Below are 18,206 nucleotides of genomic sequence, written 5' to 3'. Positions count from 1 at the left end.
GGGGCCCTCACGGGGTGGCCGCCATGAGGGCCTCCAGGGGCCGGCGCTGGGCGGTGATGAACTCGGTGACGAAGGCCTCGGCGGGGCGCCGCACCAGGTCCTCGAGGGTGCCCCGCTGCACCACGTGGCCGGCACGCATGAGGATGATGGAAGAGGCGAAGAAGGCGGCCTCGGCGATGTCGTGGGTCACCAGCACCACGGTCTTGCCGAGGCGCCGGAAGATGTGCCGCAGATCCTCCTGGAGGCGGCTGCGGATCATGGGGTCCAGGGCCCCCAGGGGCTCGTCCAGCAGCAGCAGCTCCGGATCGGGCATGAGGGCGCGCATCAGACCCACCCGCTGGCGCTGGCCGCCGGATAGCTCCGCCGGATAGCGCATGAGCAACTCTGGAGCCACATGCACCAGCCGGGCGAGTTCTGCCAGACGCCCGGCGATGCGTGTCTCCGGCCAGCCCAGGTGACGCACCAGCAGGCCGACGTTGGCGCCGGCCGTGAGGTGGGGGAACAACCCGCCCTCCTGGATCACGTAGCCCATGCGATGGCGCAGCGCCCGCACGTTGTCGGGGCCGAGCACCTGCCCCGCCACCACCACCTGGCCCGCATCCGGCGCCACCAGCCCGGTGATGAGGCGCAGCAAGGTGGACTTGCCGCAGCCGCTGGGGCCGATGAGCACCGTGGTCTCCCCCGGCAGGCAGGCGAGATCCAGGGGCGCCACCGCCACGGTACCGTCATAGCTCTTGGACAGGGCGCGGAGTTCCAGCATCACGGGGCCACGGTGCTTGCCACGATGGTGGGAAAGACCTCTGGCGGCGGATGGTTTTTGACCTGGGTCATTTTACTCTTGCGGCCGTTGGGAGATGATGCAGGCGCTTCCAACGTGCAATAAGTATCCTCCTAAGAATGACCCCGCGCCCGCGGGGTCTTTTTTTTTGCTCGTCAGCAGAATTCGTGGGGCTCAGGCGGGCGGCGGCCCGCCCGAGGATCGCCTGTCCCTCGGATCCACGCCCACCAGGCGCTCCTCGCCGCTCTCGTCGTCGTACTCCCGGCGCAGCAAGCCACCACATTCGGGACAGCTGAACACCGTATCCTCGCCCGGCGGCGGGCGCATGGGTTCGAACAGGGGGGCGTCGCACAGGGGGCAGTGGGCCCACAGCATGGGATGGTCCTCGTCGTTGGTTCAGGTCCCAGGGGCGGGAGACGGGCGGATGTCAGCCGGAAACGCCCCGCACGTCCACGTAGCCCCGCTGGATGGCCGTCTCCATGGCGTTGGCGGCGGCCACCAGTTCCTCGTAGGCGTGGCGCAGCCCCTTCAACATCTCCACCTGGTGGCTGGAGGGCATGTCGCCGTCCATCCTGGCGATGTCGAGGAACTCCTTGAGGTAGGCGAGGCGCACCTTGGCCACCATGCGGATGATGGGCTCGATGTCCGCCATGGACAACTCCGGGATCTCCGGGTTGATCACCTCACGGTTCACGTCCCGCCGGATCTTCTCGAGTTCCAGCAGTAATCGATTATTTTCGTAAGCCAAGAACGCCCCCTTGCCTGGATGCAGATAGGTATGCCAAGTGTGGCCTAAGCGCTGCCATTTACAAGCCGGTCGCGCATGGCCCTGGGCCCGGCCCTCGTCCTCAACGCTCCCGGGCACTCTCGTCGAGGCCCCGCAGCAGAGGGCTGAGAAAATACTCCAGCAGCCGCCGCCGGCCAGTCTTGATCTCCACCGTCACGTTCATCCCCGGTGCCAGGGCCACCGGCGCCCCGCCCACCTCCACGGCCGTATGCGCGAGAGCCACCCGCGCCGGATAGAGCAGTCCGGCGCCCTCCATGGTCACCGCCTCCCGCGACAGGTCCAAGATGGTGCCCGCCACGGTGCCGTAGCGGGTGAACGGAAAGGCCTCGACCTTGACCTCCGCCGCCTGGCCGCGGCGCACGAAGCCCGCGTCCTTATTTTCCACCCAGGCCTCCACTTCGAGCCGGTCCTCCCCGGGCACGATGACCATCAGGGTCTGGGCCGGCGTCACCACCCCGCCCACGGTGTGGACCGCCAACTGCTGGACCACGCCGCCGATGGGGGCCACCAGCCGCTGCCGCCGGCGCCGGCCCTCGGCCTTGTGCAGCTCCTCGGCGATAGAGCGCAGGCGGGTCTCGTGTTCCGCCAGGGCGGCGCGCCAGCCATGCCGGGCTTCCGCCGTGATATGGGTCATGCGGGCCCGGGCATCCTCCAGAGCCGCCCGGTCGCGCTCGAGCTGATGGCGCAGGGTGTCGAGTTCCCGGACCTTGTCCACGCGCTCCTCTTCCAGTTCCAGGAACGCCATGCGCGAGCCGTAGTGCTTACGCTCGAGGTCCGCCATGGCCGCGGTGCGCTCCTCGATCAGGGGCAGCACGGCCTCCAGGCGTGCGATATGGGCCCCGGTGACCGCAACAGTGGCAGCACGCTCCCGCACCTGCAGCCGCGCCGACTCCAGGCGGGCGGTGTATTCATTGCGCTGGTCCACCAGCAAGCGTTCCTGCAGGGCCGCCAGGGCGCCATCGGCGCCGGCCGGTACCGCCATGGCGTCGGCACCCGCCAGCAAGGCCCGCAGGCGACCGGCCTGCAGCGCCGCCGCCTGGGCCTCATTGGCCAGCCGCGCCACGTCGGCATCCGCCGCCGTGGCATCCAGTTCGATGAGCACATCCCCCGCAGCCACCCGTTGCCCGTCCGCCACACGAATCGCCCTCACCACACCCGCCTCCAGGGGCTGGATGACCTTGGAGCGGTCGCTGGGGACGATCTTCCCCGGGGCCACCGCCACGATGTCCATCTGCCCCAGGGCGGCCCACGCCACCCCCACCACGAACAGCAACATGATGACGCCGGCCGTGGCCCGGCCCACCGGCGACGGCGGCGTCTCCTGGAGTTCCAGCACCGCGGGCAGGAACTCCAGCTCGTCCCCCTGGCGGCGGCCCGGGCGCACCATCATGCCCAGCTCCCGTTGTTACCGGCACGGGGCGCCACGGCTCAGTTGGCCACCGCCGGCAGCGGCCCCTGCTGCATGCGGTGGAGCCGGGCATAGTAGCCACCGCGGGCCACCAGGGCGTCGTGGTCGCCGTCCTCGGTGACCCTGCCGTCGGCCAGCACCAGGATGCGATCGCAGCGGCGCAGGGTGGACAGCCGGTGGGCGATGACGAAGGCGGTGCGTCCCGCGACCATGCGATCCATGTTGGCCAGCACCATGGCCTCGGACTCGTAGTCGAGGGCGCTGGTGGCCTCGTCGAAGATGAGGATGCGGGGGTCGGTGATGAGGGCCCGGGCGATGGCGATGCGCTGGCGCTGGCCCCCCGACAGAGTGGCCCCGTGCTCCCCCACCCGGGTGTCGTAGCCATGGGGCATGGCGAGGATGAAATCGTGGGCCCCCGCCAGCCGGGCCGCCGCCGTCACCCGCTCCATGGGCACGCCGGGATCCGCCAGGGCGATATTCTCCCGCACCGTGCGATGGAAGAGCATGCCCTCCTGTTCCACCACGCCGATCTGCCGGCGCAGCCCCACGGGATCCGCCTGGGCGAGGTCCATCCCGTCCACCAGCACCCGACCGCGTTCCGGCACGTGGAGCCGCAGGATCAGCCTGGCGATGGTGCTCTTGCCCGAACCGGAGGCCCCCACGATGCCGATGGTCTGGCCGGCCCGCACATCGAAGGAGACCCCGCGCAACACCTCCGGCCCGCCGGGCCGGTAGCGGAAGCCCACCTGCTGGAACTCCACCCGCCCCGCCAGCCGCGGTAGGGGCAGGCGGGTACCCTCGTGGGTGGGTTCCGGCGGCGCGTTGAGCACGTCCCCGAGGCGCCGCACGGAGATCCCCGCCTGCTGGAACTCCTGCCACATCTGCACCAGCCGCAGGATGGGGCCGCTGACCCGGCCCGCCAGCATGTTGAAGGCGATGAGCTGGCCCACCGACAGTTCGCCGCGGATCACCAGGTCGGCGCCGATCCACAGGATCATCACGGTAGTGGCCTTGCTCAAGAAGCCCGCCATCTGTCCCGCGATATTTCCGAGCGACTGGGTGCGGAACGCCGCCCGCACATAGGCCGCCAGCTGCTCCTCCCAGCGCCGCTCCATGGCGGGCTCCACCGCCATCGCCTTGAGGGTACCGATGCCGGTCACCGATTCCACCAGGAAGGCCTGGTTCTCGGCGCCGCGGTCGAACTTTTCGTCCAGGCGCCGGCGCAGCACGGGGGTGATGAGGACCGACAGGGCCCCGTACAGGGGCAGGGTGCCCAGCACCGCCCAGGTGAGGAGGGGAGAGTAGAAAAACATCACGGCGATGAACACCCCGATGAACAGGACGTCGATGACCAGAGTCAGGGTGGAGCCCGTGAGGAACTGGCGGATGGTCTCCAGCTCCCGCACCCGGGCCACCGTATCCCCCACCCGCCGGGCCTCGAAGTAGGACACCGGCAGGCGCAACAGATGCCGGTACAGCCGCGCCCCCAGGGTGACGTCGATGCGCGAGCTGGTATGGGTCAGGACGTAGGTACGCAGGCCGCCCAGCACAGCATCGAAGAGCAGCAGGGCCATCATGCCCACCGCCAGCACGTGAAGAGTGGTATAGCCCCGGTGCACCATCACCTTGTCGATGACCACCTGGAAGAACAGGGGCGTGAGGAGGGCGAACAGTTGCACGAAGAGAGAAGCCACCAGCACCTCCCCCAGCAGGCGGCGGTGCTGCATGAGGGCCGGCAGGAACCAGGCGAAGCCGAAAGGCCGGGCGCCATCGGGCCTGGTCGCGCGCCGGGTGACCAGGATGACGCGGCCCGACCAGGTGTCCTCGAACTCCGCCCGGGTCATCACCTGGGGATGAGGATCCGCCGGGTCATGGACCAATACCCTGTCGTCCCTGAAGCCCCCCACCACCGCGAAACCGCCGTCCCGGCGCACCACGATGCAGGGCGGCGCCACACCATCCAGGCGCCGCCACGAGCTGTCGACGGCACGGGCTTTGAGGCCCAGATGACGCAACCCCCGCAATACCTCCTGCACGCCGAAGGGGGCGCCTGCCCTACCGAAGCGATGGCGCAGTTGGTCGCCCGCCGCCGGCACGTGGTGGAAACGCGCCACCAGCAACAGGCAGGCGAGCCCCGAATCGGCGGGTACGGGATCGATGGCGGGATCGGGAGCGATGACAGACCTCCTTGTCTGAATGGATTGCCTATTCGGCCTCTTGTCCTTGCCGGCCTTGCGGCTTCTTTTTAAGGTCCGACGAGGCGCCTGTCAAGCGCGATCCCGGGACACCATCGATTAGGCGACCGGGTTGGCGGCCATCGAGCACACCCTGGGCAGCCTCATCGCCCGTCACGGCCTGGGGGGCGAGGCCCGCCACCGGGCCCTCGGGGACGCCCGAGTGCTGTAGCGCTTCCTGGACAAGCTGGAGGATCTGCGGGACCCGCCGGGGGTGGTCGCCGCCGTGGCCGAGCGGCCGGCGCGTAGGACCGGGGTGGATCCCCCCTATAAGGTTCCTTCATCCCACCATGGACATCAGGGCGCGGTAATAATGGGCGTCCACACGGGACATCTTGATACCGACGCCGCCGGGGCCATGGTGCACCACCCTGCCGCGCATGGGGTATCGGTCGCCGAACACCATGACATTCAGCTCGATGTCGTCGCCGTGGGCGAGGAAGGTAGAACCGGTCTCCAGGAACATACCCCCGGCACTGACGTTGCGGGACATGAAGCGGCCGGACAGCCGGTTGCGCTCGAACACCTCGGTGACAAAGGTTGCCGATATACGTTGATGGCGTCGTTGTTCGCTCGATTTACGTCTTTCCATCGTTCCATGTTGCCTCGACATGAGATCCATGAGCCAAGGTCGATGCTCCCGCCGCAGCCCCGGTATAAAAACACGAAACCATGGCTCAAGGGCTCCACTCCAATGCCCCAAGCCATGGCTCAATAACCATGGCCCTGGGACAGGCCACGGGCATTGCCGCGGATGATCAACACCCCTTCGAATTCGCCCCAGGGCGTATACCAACCGTGGGCGTAGATGCTCGGCCCGCCGGTGACGGGCACCCGCCGATAGCGAAAGGCGGTGGGCGCCGCCTCCCAGAACCCCATCTCCGGATTGCCCCCGGAACGGGTGTTGAGGGGATTCGGCGCGCCGGGAAAATCGGGTGTCCAGGGCTCAAACAGAGGGGCTCGAACAGGGCCTTCCCAAGCGCCGTAAGCAGAGGCACCGGACCCATACCACCCCGAGCCGCCGGGCCGGCCGAAGCCCCCTGGCGAGGCACCGTACGGGATATGGGAGGAGAAGGGCTCCGGGTAGGCGCCGGCATGGCCATGCCCCGGACCAGGGGAGGAGCCAAGGCCGGGTCCCATCAGGGCCGGGTCGAAGCCCGCGAAAAGGGCCTGGCCGGCACCCCCCGGGGCCCAGGGATGGTCTTCACCCGCGAGTGGATAACCGCCTTGGCCAAAGTCCTGGGCGCCAACGGGATAGGCCCTGACCAGCATCATGATCACAAGGCCCCACGCCAGCATCGCCGCCGCCTGATTGCCGGTACGTCCCGCAGATGTCACCGCCGCCTCCCTGTTCTCCGTTCCGACTGATGCTGAATTTTAGACCTCACGGCGCGCGGTTTCCCGCAAAAAAACGTAGTGAAATGGCTCGGTCACATCGGTAATCCGTGGATCACCGCAAATCGGCGGGCGGCGTTGCGGCCGCCGCCCATCCTCGCGGCGGACCATTTCAGGCGGCGTCGCGGGCATCCAGCCAGGCCTCCAGATCGGTGGAACCTCCGACCCGTTCGCCGTTGATGAACACCTGGGGCACCATGTCGCCCCCCGTCACCGCCCGCAGGGTACGGTCAGTATAGTCACGGTTGAGTTCCAGTTCCTCGAACTCGATGCCCTCGTCGTGCAGCATGCCCTTGGCCTTGGCGCAGAAGGGGCAACCCTTGCGGGTGAACACCGTGACATCCAGGGGCTTGACCGCCTCCGGGGCGATGTAGGCCAGCATGGTGTCGGCATCGGACACCTCGAAGGGGTCGCCCGGCTGTTCCGGCTCCACGAACATCTTGTCGATGACGCCGTCCTTCACCAGCATGGAGTAGCGCCAGGAGCGCTTGCCGAAGCCCAGGTCGTCCTTGTCCACCAGCAATCCCATGCCCGCCGTGAACTCGCCGTTGCCGTCCGGGAGGAAGGTGATGTTGTCCGCCTTCTGATCCGCCGCCCACTCGTTCATGACGAAGGCGTCGTTGACGGAGATGCAGACGATCTCGTCCACCCCCGCGGCCTTGAAGGCGGGCGCCAGCTGGTGGAAGCGCGGCACGTGGGACGACGAGCAGGTGGGTGTGAAGGCCCCGGGCAGGGAGAACACCGCCACCGTCCTGCCCTTGAATATATCATCGGTGGACACGTCCACCCATTCGTGACCCTGGCGGGTGTGGAACACCGCATCGGGTACGCGTTGACCTTCTTTCAATGGATCCATGACAACCTCCTGAATGGTTTGCTGTTGAATCGATGGTTAAATTTTATCTCGATGGATGACACCATAACCAAAGGCGGATGATTAATAAAATGATAACTTTCAATGAAATCGTTAGTTATTATCTATAACCAACCCCTGTCATGATAGCCTCCACCCCTCGGCCGGGCGCGCGAGAAGCAGCCGGGAACTGATGACCATGGAATACTGCGAGCGCTCCCTGGACGCCTTCTGGGCCGAGCCCGTGAACGCCCTCACCAACCTCGCCTTCATCGCCGCGGGCATCGCCCTGCTGTGCCTAGCGCTACGCCGGCCTCCGCCGCCCATGGCGTGGGAGGTGGTGGTGCTGATCTTCCTGGTGTTCTCCATCGGCGTGGGCAGTTTCCTGTGGCATACCCTGGCGACGCCCTGGTCCGCCATGATGGACGTGGTACCCATTACCCTCTATATCAACGTCTTTCTGGTGAGCTATCTGGTCCGGGTGGCCCGCACGGACCTCGGCACGGGGACCCTGCTGTTCCTGGCGTTCCACGGGGCCAACGCGGGTGTGCAGGCGGCCCTGCCGGCGGATTTCCTCAACGGCTCGGTGTTCTATCTGCCCGCCTGGCTGGCCCTGGTGATCATGGCCATCCACGTCCGCACCCTGGCACCGGCCCGCGCCGGGCCGTTGGCGATCGCGGTGCTGGCATTCACCCTCTCCCTGGTCTTCCGCAGCATCGACGACGCCGTCTGCGCCACCCTCCCCGTGGGCACCCATTTTCTGTGGCACCTGCTGAACGGTTTGGTTCTCTATCTCACCACCCGCTTTCTCATGACATGGCCGCCAGGCCCGGCGCATAACCAGCGTTCACGACCCGGGGTCGCTTGTCCCTGAGCCGCCGGCCCACCCCGCGGGGCGGGCCGGCGGCTCCGTGGAGTATGGACTACTCCTCCACAATCACCTTGCCCACCATGCTGGGATGCAGGGAACAGTAAGCAGGGACGTGTCGACATGTGCCCTACGCCACCGCGTCCCCCATGGATCAAGCTCCAGCCGATGTGTAGAGTCTGGATATTCGCCTTTGATTGCAGTTTTTGAGCACAGACAGGTTTAATCGCCCATGGGCACGATCAGCGACTTGGATGTCCAGCGACGCCGGGATATGGCCCGCGTTGTTTTGCAGGTCATGCGGGACTGGGGCGTGCCGCCCGCGGGCCAGGCGCGGCTGATGGGAACGGCTGACGATGATCCCCGGCATCTGCTGGCGGGCTTCGGCGATGGCCTAGACGAGGCGGAAGAGGCCCGCCTGCATAGGCATATGAGCGCCGTCCTCACTATCCATAAGGCCCTCCAACAGATGCACCCCCAGAGCACGGAGATGGCCAACTACTGGGTCAGTACCCCCCATCCCTATTTCAACGGCAGGCCGCCGCTGGATCTCATGTTGAGCCTCGGTCTCGAGGGCATGCAACGGGTCATCGAACATCTCAACGGCCGTGGTGAGTGGGGTTGAGAGCGACTCGCAACGATTAAATGGTGAAAGGACGTCTGTTCTCATGGTTGCAGGATTGGTCGCCGGAAGACCTCCGCGGCACTCTGAAGGCCATCTACCTCGCTCCCGTCGCCGGCGCACCCATGGAGGCCGCGGACGCCGTGCATGCCGTGGCCGGCCAGGGCCTGGCCCGTGACCGCTATGCCAATGGCGCTGGACATTGGCGGGCCACCGACGGCTGCCAGGTGACCCTGGTGACCCTGGAGGACCTGCAGGCGGCCGAGCAACAATCCGGCCTGTGCTTTTCCCGCGGCGAGCATCGACGAAACCTGGTGGTGGCCGGCATACCCGTGGCGGCCTTCCGGGACTGTCATATCCGCATCGGCGAGACCCGGCTGCGCTTCCACCGCCTGCGTCCGCCCTGCGGTTATCTCGAGCGCATGCTCGGCCCCGGTACCATGAAGGCCCTCGCCCACCGCGGCGGCGTCGGCCTCACGGTGGTGGAGGACGGCTCCATCAGGGTGGGGGACCCCGTCATCGTGGAACCCCGGCGGGCCCGCAGCTGAACCCGAGCCCGTTCAGCTCCTTCGCGATAGCGTTCGCCACACCCTTCACGCCCCATGATCCGAGGCCGCCGGTGCGGCGTACTGCTCCCCATGAACAGGCAATCGAATATCGCAGCGAAACGGGGCCGGAATCTGTCCGGCCTCGTGCTGTTACTGGGTTTCCTGGCCGCCGGCGCTGACGCGAGCATCCTCGCCCTCCCCTTCGTCTCCCCTCAGTCCGGTGGACAGGAACATTTATCGGCCCCGTCTGCCGGGGACATCATGGAGGCACCGCGCAGATGAAGAATTTCCTCATCGTCGGGGCCACCTCCGGTATCGGCCTCGGGCTGGCTTGTCGCCTCAGCGATGAAGGCCATGGGGTGATCAGCATGAGTCGCCGTAAAGAGGGGCCCGCAACGGCGGCCGTGGCGGCCCACTGGTCATGCGATGTCACCGATTTTTCTTCGGCCCTGCCGGACTGGGATGGCCCGCTGGACGGCCTGGTCTACCTGCCGGGCTCCATCACCCTGAAGCCGTTCAGTCGGCTGAATAACGAGCAGATCATGGCGGATCTGCAGGTGAATTATCTCGGTGCGGTGCGGGTGATCCAGCACTATCTGAAGAATCTCAAGCAAGCGGGCAGCGCCGCGGTGGTGACCATGAGCAGCGTGGCCGTTGCCACGGGCATGCCCTATCACGCCTCCATCTCGGGCGCGAAAGGAGCGGTGGAGGGCCTCACCCGGGCCCTCGCCGCGGAACTCGCGCCCGCCATTCGCGTCAATGCCGTCGCCCCCTCCCTCGTCGACACCCCCCTGGCCGCTCCCTTGCTGTCCAGCGCGCGCAAGCGTGAGGACATGGCCGCCCGCCACCCCGCCCGGAGCATCGGCGATGCGGACAAGGTAGCCGCCCTCATCGCCTTCCTACTCTCCGACGACGCCAGTTGGATGACCGGTCAGATCGTGGCCATGGATGGTGGCATGGGAACGCTGCGTACAGCCGGCGCTTAGTCGGCGTCCAGGCCCAGGTAGGCCAAACAGGCGGCGGGCAGTTCCGCCCGGCAACGTTCCAGTATGCGGGCCTCCTGCGCCGGAGACAGATGGGTCCGGTAGTCCCCGGTCCGGCCCTTGCGGATGAAACCGCCGGGACGGAAGACGGGCTCGCCGTCCTCCCCCTGGCCCACGAAGCGGTGGGCGTTGGCCTTCATCCACGAAAAGGAGGCGTACTCCAGGACCCGGGCCCGCTCCGCCTGCGTGGTCGTCCAACCGAGGAAATCCAGGATCTGTCCCAAGGCAGCGGGCAGGTCGGCCTTGAGATCGGCATAGGGCAACAAGAGCACATTGTCCCGCTCCCGCCGCGGCCACCAACTCGCGACGTTGCGGAACCACGCCCCGAAAGCCAGCCAGGCCGACACGTGTTCATCCATGGTGGCGGGGCGCGTGAGTCCGGTGCGGGAGAGGGCCGCGTCGGTCATGTCCATCAGGTGATGATAGAAGCTCACGCAGCAGTCCCGCGGGTCCCGCAGGGTGAGGATGATGCGGGCCGTGTCGCGGCCCGGAGTCTGTTCCCAGGTGCAATGGGTCTTGAACACCCGGGGGTCCGGCAGGGCCTCGAAGTCCGCAAGGATCTGCCGCCAGTCCCGGCCGGGGCGCTGGCGTTCCAGCCACGGCACCACGCCGTCGATCTCCGCGAAGTCCGGGTCGCCACCGCTGCGCAACTGATGGAGGATCTGCTGCATCCAGGTGGTACCCGCCTTGGGGGCGGTGGTGATGAGGACATCCGTGGGCCGGGCCTCGAAGTGGGCCAGGATCCATGGGTCGTGGAGCGGCGAGGCCTCGCCCCATTGGGCGGCGGGTCGGGTATCGTCCGCGCCGGGTTGCCCCCCCAGGGCCGGTTGCACCAGCGCCGCGAACACACCCCCCGTGAGGCGCACCAGATCCTGGGGGGCGATCTCCAACTCCAGGCCCCGGCGGCCGGCGCTGACATGGATGGTGGAAAAGCCCTGGGCGGAGCGGTCGATGAAGGTGCGCAGGCGCTTCTTCTGTCCCAGGGGGCTCACGCCGCCCAGCACGTAACCCGTGGCCCGCCGCACCTCCGCCTCATCGGCCATGGCCGCCTTGCGGGCACCGGCGGCCCGGGCGATGGCCTTCATGCCCAGCATCCCCGAGACCGGCACCAGCCCCACCGCCAGGGTCCGGCCGTCCAGTTCCACCACCAGGGTCTTGAAAACCCGCTGGGGGTCCACACCCAACTTCTCCGCGGCCTCGAGGCCATACGCCGCAGCCGAGGGGTCATGGGCATACTCGTGGAGACGGAAAGTGATACGCCCCACCTCGGCCGCCTTCACGGCCGGCGTCATGGCGCATACCGCCGCGGCCGCTGGCCCGCCATCGCCATGGAGGCGAGTCGCCACCGGTGCGGTGACGCGCTACGGGGCCAGGAAATCAACGGGGCGAAAACCCTCGATGCCCTCCGCGGCTCGATACTCATGGCTATGCCCCCCGACTCTTTTTCACCCTGCCGCGGATGCCGCGGCGCGAGCCATTCTCGCACACTGCGATGCCGGTATGTCCGGGAGGCCCGTGATTACCAACGTGGCCTTTGCGGAAGGAGCCACCGTCGACCCGGCCGGAGAGCCACGACCGGCATTCCCATCGGCATCGGGCCGTGTCAGGCCTCTTGTTCCTCTTCCGGTGCGCCCTTCTTGCCGGCGCCACCCGCAGCCGGGGTCCTGCTGAAGGACTGCAACCACTCCATGGGCAAGGGAAACACCACCGTGGTGGCCCGATCACTGGACATGTCCGCCAGGGTCTGGAGGTAACGCAACTGCAGGGCCTCGGGGTGATCGGCGATGACACCGGCGGCATCGCGCAGGCGCTCCGAGGCCTGATACTCGCCATCGGCATGGATCACCTTCGCGCGCCGGTTGCGCTCCGCCTCAGCCTGGCGGGCGATGGCGCGGATCATGTTCTCGTTGAGGTCCACGTGCTTGATCTCGACGTTGGTCACCTTGATGCCCCAGGCGTCGGTCTGTTCATCGAGGATCCCCTGGATATCGCTGTTCAGGCGGTCACGCTCCGACAGCAGTTCGTCCAGATCGTGCTGGCCGAGCACCGAGCGCAGGGTAGTCTGGGCCAGTTGGCTCGTCGCCATCTCGAACTGCTCGACCTGGATGACCGCCTTCTCCGCATCCACCACCTTGAAGTACAGCACGGCGTTCACCCGCACCGTGACGTTGTCCTTGGTGATGAGGTCCTGTTCCGGCACGTCCATGGTGATGATACGCAGGTCCACCCGCACCATCTGCTGGATGCCGGGCACGAGGACGATGAGCCCCGGCCCCTTGACCGCCTGGAAGCGGCCGAGGAAGAACACCACGCCACGCTCATACTCGCGCAGGATGCGCAGGGCCGCGGCCAGAAACGCCACCACCAGAAGTATGGGCAGCAGATAGGTCAGCATCAGTTCGTTCATCATCGCGTTACTCCTGTTTCTCCGGTTCAACCTCGAGGCGCAGGCCGTCGACGGACAGGACCCGCACGGCGTCGCCCTTGTGTACCGGGGCGCGGGTATCCGCCTGCCAGACCTCACCCTCCACCCGCACGTGACCACTGTGGTCGAAGTCCTCCCGTGCGGTGCCGCTCATCCCTACCAGCCGCCCGGTGCCACTGACGACTGGCTTGTGGCGCAGGGCCGCCAGGCGGCCCACCACCCAGATGGAGAGGCCCGCGCTTAGGGCGCCGGTGATGAAGACCACGGGCAGGGAAACGGCCACACCCTCCTCGTCCATGAGGATCACCGAGCCAAACAGGAAGGCGGCCAGCCCGCCGAGCCCGAGGACACCGAAACTCGGGGCGAAGGCTTCAGCCGTCATGAGAGCCACCCCGAGGAGGATCAGCGCCACCCCCGCGTAGTCCACCGACAACACCTGGAGGGCATAGAGGGCCAGCAACAGGCTTACCGCACCGATAGTACCGGGGATCACCGCCCCCGGATTCGCGAGTTCGAAGATGAGCCCGTAGATGCCGATCATCAGCAGGATGTAGGCGACGTTGGGATTGGCGATGATGGACAGCAACCGCGTCCGCCAGCCCGGTTCGACGCGATTCACCATGAGGCCCTCGGTGTCCAGCTCGTGCTCCATCCCGGCAACATTGACGGTGCGGCCATGGATGGCCTCCAACAGCTCGGGGATACTGGCGGCCACGACATCGATGACGCCGTCCTCCAGTGCGGCCGATGACGACAGGCTCACCGCTTCCCGCACGGCCCGCTCCGCCCACTCGGCGTTGCGGTCTCTCATTTCCGCCAAGCCCCGGATATAGGCCACCGCGTCGTTCACCATCTTGCGCTCCATGGCGTCGCCGGCGGGCTCCCCGTCATCACCTTCCGCCTCGTCCCCGTCGCCCGCGGGCGCCTTATCCCCGAGGCCGGGAAGCCCGCCTACCTGCACCGGCGTGGCCGCCCCGAGATTGGTAGCGGGGGCCATGGCGGCCACGTGGCTGGCGTAGAGGATGTAGGTGCCGGCGCTGGCGGCCCGCGCCCCCGAGGGCGACACATAGGTGACCACAGGCACGTCGGAGGCCAGGATGGCCTTGACAATGTGGCGCATGGCCGCATCGAGGCCCCCGGGGGTATCCATCTCCAGGATCACCAGAGCGGCGCCCTGCTCCTTTGCCTCGCCGATGCCACGCACCACCATCTCCCCGGTGGCTGCACCGATGGGACCCTGCACCGGAATCAGCATCGCCTCCCCATCCGCCCGCGCGGGCGTCGCGATGAAGGCGAGCAGTAACGGAATGATCAGAATGTAAAGAAGGGTCGACATGTTCGTGCGATGGATTGAACCACGGCGGCGGTTGGAAAAAAGATCAGGCGAGAACCATGCCAGGTGCCCGCAAAAGGCCACGTACAAACCACCACCGACACCATCTCTGGCCAGCCATCAGCCAAAAGCGGTTGTTTTACACCGGTCAATAGGTCCAAATGCCCCACGCGCCTCGGCAGCAAGCCCGCCGTATCGACTCCAGTATCAACGGTAGTCACAATCCGATTCTTCCTTAGGTTTCCGAAGTCGCAAGCAATTCGTTAGACATCCCATACTCCATTCTTACGCCATCCCCCTATCCAGACACCCACCCTCTTACCCAGACATCCAGTCGTCTACCCGAATGCCCGTCGTCGCCTACATGGACATCCGTCTCGCCCCCCCACAGCCGAATGTCGGGATGAATCCCGATCTACAAAAAGCGTAACCGCGAAAGACGCGAAATGACGCGAAAAGGGAGAACGTCAGGGAGGAGTGGCAGTTCGAAAAGGCGCAGCGGATCCACCGTTTCGGCGTCAGCAGAGCGGACGCACGGGTGGTAATCTTTTCCCATTTCCCATTTCCCATTTCCCCTTTCCCATTTTCCCTGGGGAGAAGGACAGAGGCGTAGGTCGGCTGCTCTTGGCAGCCGACGAAATTCGGCGGTTTGCGGGCGCTACATCCGTGCCACAGGAACAGGCGGTGGGTGTGGCTGTGGGTCGGGCTGTGGGTCGGGCTGTTGGTCGGGCTGTAGGTCGGGCTGTAGGTCGGGCTTCAGCCCGACAGCCTGCGGGTGGTTCCGGCACGGCCTGTGGTATGCGCGGCGGGCTTTAATGTCGGGATGAATCCCGACCTACATCCGTGCCACAGGAACAGGCGGTGGGTGTGGCTGTGGGTCGGGCGGTAGGGATGTGTTTGTAGGTCGGGCTTTAGCCCGACATTGAGAAGACCCTGTTATTACGAAATTTAGTTTTGTATGATTAATAGACCTTCCGGACCCCTGGGCGTGGCCACGGGGTCCACCCACCAATCCCGGTAATGACACGACAAGCAGAGGCCGCAGATGAACCGAATCGGTGCCATTCTAATACTCACGGGCACATCGTTGTGGCCGGCGATGGTCGCGGCCCATTTCCTTGAGATGATACCCGACCGAGATATCGTGGAAGACGCCGATAATCGCACCGTGGGTCTCGATCTGAGATTCACCCACCCCATGATGGGTGGCCCGGCCATGGAGATGGCACGGCCCGCCCGCTTCGGCGCCCTCGGCCCCCACGGGCACGAGGACCTTGCAGCATCCCTGGCGACCCGCCGCGTGGACGGCAAGACGGCGTTCCAAGCCGACTACACCTTCCGGCGTCCCGGCGACTACGTGTTCTACGTCGAGCCGGCGCCGTACTGGGAACCCGCCGAAGGCGTGATGATAGTCCACTACACGAAGGTGGTGGTCTCCGCCTTCGGTGCCGGGGAAGGCTGGGACCACAGTGTCGGCTTCCCCGTGGAAATCGCCCCCCTGGTCCGCCCCTACGGCCTGTGGACGGGCAACCTGTTCCGCGGCGTGGTGAAGAAGAACGGCGCCCCGGTACCCTTCGCCGAGGTGGAGGTGGAATGGCGTAACGACGGGTCCGTCACCCCGCCCGCAGACGCCTATGTCACCCAGGTGATCAAGGCTGATTCCAACGGCGTCTTCGCCTACGCCATGCCCCGCGCCGGCTGGTGGGGTTTCGCCGCCCTCCTGGAGGGGGACGAGACGATGACGAATCCCGAGGGCGCGGAGGTGCCGGTGGAACAAGGTGCCCTCATGTGGGTCCACGCCCGCGATATGCAGTAGGGAGGCGCCGGACCATCGCCCATATCCCCGACGGCGTCCTCGCCGCTCCCGTGCTGGTGGGCGGCGGGGTGCTGGCCGCCACCGCCCTGGCGGTGGCCGTGCGGCGCCTGGACTACGAGCGCATCCCCCAGGCGGCGGTGATGGCGGCGGCCTTCTTCGTGGCCTCTCTGGTGAGCGTGCCGGTGGCGCCCAGCAGCGTGCATCTGATCCTGAACGGCCTCATCGGTCTCATCCTCGGCTGGGCCGCGGTACCCACTATTTTGGTAGCCCTGGTGATGCAGGTCACTTTCTTCGGCCACGGCGGCCTGCTGGTGCTGGGCGTGAATACCTTCAACATCGCGGCCCCGGCCCTGGCGTGCGCCGCCCTGATCGGACCTTTCATCGCACGTGCCCGCGGCCGCACGCCGTTGTTCGCCCTGGGGGCCCTGGCCGGCGCCCTGGGGGTGGCGCTTACCGGCACCCTGGTGGCCCTGTCCCTGGGGCTCTCGGGCCCCGCCTTCCTGCCCGCCGCCAAGGTGATCCTGGCCACCTATGTCCCGCTGTTGCTGGTGGAGGCGGCGGTCACCGGCGGGGCCGTGGTGTTCCTGCGGCGGGTGGCACCGGAACTGCTGGCACGCCGGGAGGACTCCCTTGGCTAGACGCATGCTGTTACTGCTGTTGGCCGCCGCCTGGAGCGTCCCGGCAGCGGCGCACCTGCTGAACGTCTTCGCCTGGACCGAGGGCGACACCATCCATGGCTACGCCTATTTCGCGGGCGGCGGCCGCGCGGCCGGGGCCCGCATCGCCGTGCGGGGACCGGACGACACCATCCTGGCCACCCTCGAGCCCGACGCCGCGGGGGAGTTCAACTACGTCACCGAGAGTCGGGTACCACACCGCATAGTAGCCGACACCGGCGACGGCCACCGCGCCACGTGGACGGTGAGCGCCGCGGAGTTGGGCGCCGCCGCCGACACCACGGCCCAGAGCACCACCGCCCCCGCGCCGGCCACGGACCCCGGGGCGCCGCCTGCCGGCGACCCCTTGGCGGCCCTCGTGGAGCGCGCCGTGGCCCGCCAGGTGGGCCCCCTGCGGGCCGAGTTGCAGGCCCATGCCCGGCGCGCCCGCCTCGGCGACGTGGTCGGCGGCATCGGTTTCATCTTCGGCATCGCCGGGGTGGTGCTGTGGTGGCGCAGCCGCCGGCGCGGCCCATGAGCGTCCTCGCCCTCGTCGTCGCGACACCGCGACCGTGGCTGGCCGACCTCGACCCGCGCCTGCGGGTGGTGGCCGCGCTGGCCTTCGCCGGTGTGGTCGCGTCTCTCCAGGACCTATGGGTACTGGCAGGCGCCCTGACCATCGCCCTCGCGGTGGCCGCCGCCGCGGGCCTGCCGGCGCGGCTGCTGGGGCGCCGGCTGGTGGCTCTGGAGGGCTTCATGGTGGTGGTACTGGCTTCCCTGCCCTTCACCGTGACCGGCGAGACGCTGTTCGCCGTCGGACCACTGGTGGCCACATGGGAAGGACTGCATCGCGCCGTCGCCATCGCCCTGCGGGCCAATGCCATCGTGATCATGCTGCTGGCACTTGCGGGCACCCTGGATCCCGCCATTCTCGGCCATGCGCTGGCGCGCCTGGGGGTGCCTCACAAGCTGGTGCATCTGTTCCTGCTCACCGTCCGTTACATGGGGGTGATGTACGACGAATACCGGCGCATGCGCCTCGCCATGCGGGCGCGGGCCTTCACCCCGGGAAGCAACCGCCACACTTGGCGCACCTACGGCTGGCTGGTGGGCATGCTCATGGTGCGCAGCCTGGAACGCTCCCGGCGCATCCTCGATGCCATGAGGTGCCGCGGCTTCCAGGGACGCCTGTACCTGCTGCCCCAGGAGCGTTGGCGGCCGCGGGACAGCCTGGGCGCCATGATGATGGCGCTGCTGCTGGGCATGCTGATCGCCCTGGAGTATGCGCGCTGAGGGCCTGCGGCGGCGCTGAAGAGACGGGACCCCGTCCGTGGAGAGCGGACCACCCTATCTAAGGCATGCCCCGATCTAAGGGATGACCCGGCCCGGTGCACGACCGGGCCGGGCAGTCAGTTCCAATCGCTGGCGCGATTGACGCAG

19 protein-coding genes and 1 pseudogene are annotated in these 18,206 nt (G+C 67.2%); 8 read left to right on the top strand and 12 right to left on the bottom strand.

All coding sequences use genetic code 11. The features are described 5' to 3' along the window. Positions 1 to 7: 7 nt before the first annotated feature. The 8 genes from U5S82_14475 to U5S82_14440 all read right to left on the bottom strand — a co-directional run bounded on the left by U5S82_14475 (position 8) and on the right by U5S82_14440 (position 7,458). Positions 8 to 760, bottom strand: coding sequence for an ATP-binding cassette domain-containing protein (locus U5S82_14475; GenBank protein ID MDZ7752834.1), 753 nt, complete (start codon positions 758 to 760; stop codon positions 8 to 10). A gap of 192 nt (positions 761 to 952) precedes the next feature. Further along, the gene (locus U5S82_14470) at positions 953 to 1,153 is read right to left on the bottom strand and encodes a hypothetical protein (GenBank protein MDZ7752833.1); all 201 of its coding nucleotides are present in this window, start codon (positions 1,151 to 1,153) and stop codon (positions 953 to 955) included. A gap of 52 nt (positions 1,154 to 1,205) precedes the next feature. After that, positions 1,206 to 1,526, bottom strand: a complete 321-nt coding sequence (locus U5S82_14465) for a hypothetical protein (GenBank protein MDZ7752832.1) — start codon at positions 1,524 to 1,526, stop codon at positions 1,206 to 1,208. Positions 1,527 to 1,626: 100 nt separating this feature from the next. Beyond that, on the bottom strand, positions 1,627 to 2,955 hold the full coding sequence (locus tag U5S82_14460) for an HlyD family type I secretion periplasmic adaptor subunit (protein MDZ7752831.1): 1,329 nt from the start codon (positions 2,953 to 2,955) through the stop codon (positions 1,627 to 1,629). Positions 2,956 to 2,993: 38 nt separating this feature from the next. Continuing rightward, positions 2,994 to 5,132: a type I secretion system permease/ATPase gene (locus U5S82_14455; GenBank protein MDZ7752830.1), complete on the bottom strand. Its 2,139-nt coding sequence runs from the start codon at positions 5,130 to 5,132 to the stop codon at positions 2,994 to 2,996. Positions 5,133 to 5,487: 355 nt separating this feature from the next. Continuing rightward, positions 5,488 to 5,799: a PilZ domain-containing protein gene (locus U5S82_14450; GenBank protein MDZ7752829.1), complete on the bottom strand. Its 312-nt coding sequence runs from the start codon at positions 5,797 to 5,799 to the stop codon at positions 5,488 to 5,490. A gap of 119 nt (positions 5,800 to 5,918) precedes the next feature. Next, a complete protein-coding gene (locus tag U5S82_14445; GenBank protein MDZ7752828.1) occupies positions 5,919 to 6,545 on the bottom strand; it encodes a hypothetical protein in 627 nt (208 codons plus the stop codon). Between the two features lie 169 nt (positions 6,546 to 6,714). Beyond that, entirely contained in the window at positions 6,715 to 7,458 is a 744-nt protein-coding gene (locus U5S82_14440) for a glutathione peroxidase (protein ID MDZ7752827.1), read from the bottom strand. Between the two features lie 190 nt (positions 7,459 to 7,648). On the opposite strand from U5S82_14440, the gene U5S82_14435 reads away from it, so the two are divergent. From U5S82_14435 to U5S82_14420, 4 genes are all read left to right on the top strand, one after another. Next, positions 7,649 to 8,329 carry a ceramidase domain-containing protein gene (locus tag U5S82_14435; GenBank protein ID MDZ7752826.1) on the top strand — a complete coding sequence of 227 codons (681 nt, stop codon included), beginning with the start codon at positions 7,649 to 7,651 and terminating at the stop codon, positions 8,327 to 8,329. Positions 8,330 to 8,555: 226 nt separating this feature from the next. Next, a complete protein-coding gene (locus tag U5S82_14430) occupies positions 8,556 to 8,948 on the top strand; it encodes an MbcA/ParS/Xre antitoxin family protein (GenBank protein ID MDZ7752825.1) in 393 nt (130 codons plus the stop codon). Between the two features lie 20 nt (positions 8,949 to 8,968). Next, on the top strand, positions 8,969 to 9,493 hold the full coding sequence (locus U5S82_14425; GenBank protein ID MDZ7752824.1) for a sulfurase: 525 nt from the start codon (positions 8,969 to 8,971) through the stop codon (positions 9,491 to 9,493). 278 nt (positions 9,494 to 9,771) lie between these two features. Then, positions 9,772 to 10,479, top strand: a complete 708-nt coding sequence (locus U5S82_14420; GenBank protein MDZ7752823.1) for an SDR family oxidoreductase — start codon at positions 9,772 to 9,774, stop codon at positions 10,477 to 10,479. Here the strand turns inward: U5S82_14420 and U5S82_14415 are convergent. From U5S82_14415 to U5S82_14400, 4 genes and pseudogenes are all read right to left on the bottom strand, one after another. Then, positions 10,476 to 11,369, bottom strand: coding sequence for a sulfotransferase domain-containing protein (locus U5S82_14415; GenBank protein MDZ7752822.1), 894 nt, complete (start codon positions 11,367 to 11,369; stop codon positions 10,476 to 10,478). The genes U5S82_14420 and U5S82_14415 overlap by 4 nt on opposite strands. Beyond that, a pseudogene (gene ybaK / locus U5S82_14410) lies at positions 11,364 to 11,828 on the bottom strand (Cys-tRNA(Pro) deacylase). Before ybaK ends, U5S82_14415 begins: the two are co-directional and overlap by 6 nt. 311 nt (positions 11,829 to 12,139) lie before the next feature. After that, positions 12,140 to 12,946, bottom strand: a complete 807-nt coding sequence (locus tag U5S82_14405; protein ID MDZ7752821.1) for a slipin family protein — start codon at positions 12,944 to 12,946, stop codon at positions 12,140 to 12,142. Positions 12,947 to 12,950: 4 nt separating this feature from the next. Further along, positions 12,951 to 14,297 (bottom strand): nodulation protein NfeD, encoded by a 1,347-nt coding sequence (locus tag U5S82_14400; protein ID MDZ7752820.1) that lies wholly within the window; start codon positions 14,295 to 14,297, stop codon positions 12,951 to 12,953. Between the two features lie 1,096 nt (positions 14,298 to 15,393). Between U5S82_14400 and U5S82_14395 the strand changes: the two genes are divergently transcribed. From U5S82_14395 to cbiQ, 4 genes are read left to right on the top strand one after another with little or no spacing between them, the layout of a single operon-like run. After that, the gene (locus U5S82_14395) at positions 15,394 to 16,110 is read left to right on the top strand and encodes a DUF4198 domain-containing protein (GenBank protein MDZ7752819.1); all 717 of its coding nucleotides are present in this window, start codon (positions 15,394 to 15,396) and stop codon (positions 16,108 to 16,110) included. A gap of 14 nt (positions 16,111 to 16,124) precedes the next feature. Next, on the top strand, positions 16,125 to 16,748 hold the full coding sequence (cbiM, locus tag U5S82_14390) for a cobalt transporter CbiM (GenBank protein MDZ7752818.1): 624 nt from the start codon (positions 16,125 to 16,127) through the stop codon (positions 16,746 to 16,748). Continuing rightward, positions 16,741 to 17,304, top strand: a complete 564-nt coding sequence (locus U5S82_14385; GenBank protein ID MDZ7752817.1) for a hypothetical protein — start codon at positions 16,741 to 16,743, stop codon at positions 17,302 to 17,304. Before cbiM ends, U5S82_14385 begins: the two co-directional genes overlap by 8 nt. Then, positions 17,301 to 18,059 carry a cobalt ECF transporter T component CbiQ gene (gene cbiQ, locus U5S82_14380; GenBank protein MDZ7752816.1) on the top strand — a complete coding sequence of 253 codons (759 nt, stop codon included), beginning with the start codon at positions 17,301 to 17,303 and terminating at the stop codon, positions 18,057 to 18,059. The genes U5S82_14385 and cbiQ overlap by 4 nt, the downstream gene beginning before the upstream one ends. The last annotated feature ends 147 nt before the right edge of the window (positions 18,060 to 18,206 follow it).

It is taken from the genome of Gammaproteobacteria bacterium (assembly GCA_034522055.1).
Classification (GTDB): domain Bacteria; phylum Pseudomonadota; class Gammaproteobacteria; order JAABTG01; family JAABTG01; genus JAABTG01.
Note: the sequence above shows the minus strand (reverse complement) of the source record. Positions and strands in the feature narration are given on the sequence as shown.

Excerpts from the sequence above, each read along its gene's own strand:
- U5S82_14475 (MDZ7752834.1), bottom strand. The coding sequence starts at position 760 with ATGCTGGAACTCCGCGCCCTGTCCAAGAGCTATGACGGTACCGTGGCG.
- U5S82_14470 (MDZ7752833.1), bottom strand. The coding sequence starts at position 1,153 with ATGCTGTGGGCCCACTGCCCCCTGTGCGACGCCCCCCTGTTCGAACCC.
- U5S82_14460 (MDZ7752831.1), bottom strand. The coding sequence starts at position 2,955 with ATGATGGTGCGCCCGGGCCGCCGCCAGGGGGACGAGCTGGAGTTCCTG.
- U5S82_14450 (MDZ7752829.1), bottom strand. The coding sequence starts at position 5,799 with ATGGAAAGACGTAAATCGAGCGAACAACGACGCCATCAACGTATATCG.
- U5S82_14440 (MDZ7752827.1), bottom strand. The coding sequence starts at position 7,458 with ATGGATCCATTGAAAGAAGGTCAACGCGTACCCGATGCGGTGTTCCAC.
- U5S82_14435 (MDZ7752826.1), top strand. The coding sequence starts at position 7,649 with ATGACCATGGAATACTGCGAGCGCTCCCTGGACGCCTTCTGGGCCGAG.
- U5S82_14430 (MDZ7752825.1), top strand. The coding sequence starts at position 8,556 with ATGGGCACGATCAGCGACTTGGATGTCCAGCGACGCCGGGATATGGCC.
- U5S82_14425 (MDZ7752824.1), top strand. The coding sequence starts at position 8,969 with ATGGTGAAAGGACGTCTGTTCTCATGGTTGCAGGATTGGTCGCCGGAA.
- U5S82_14420 (MDZ7752823.1), top strand. The coding sequence starts at position 9,772 with ATGAAGAATTTCCTCATCGTCGGGGCCACCTCCGGTATCGGCCTCGGG.
- U5S82_14405 (MDZ7752821.1), bottom strand. The coding sequence starts at position 12,946 with ATGATGAACGAACTGATGCTGACCTATCTGCTGCCCATACTTCTGGTG.
- U5S82_14400 (MDZ7752820.1), bottom strand. The coding sequence starts at position 14,297 with ATGTCGACCCTTCTTTACATTCTGATCATTCCGTTACTGCTCGCCTTC.
- U5S82_14395 (MDZ7752819.1), top strand. The coding sequence starts at position 15,394 with ATGGTCGCGGCCCATTTCCTTGAGATGATACCCGACCGAGATATCGTG.
- cbiQ (MDZ7752816.1), top strand. The coding sequence starts at position 17,301 with ATGAGCGTCCTCGCCCTCGTCGTCGCGACACCGCGACCGTGGCTGGCC.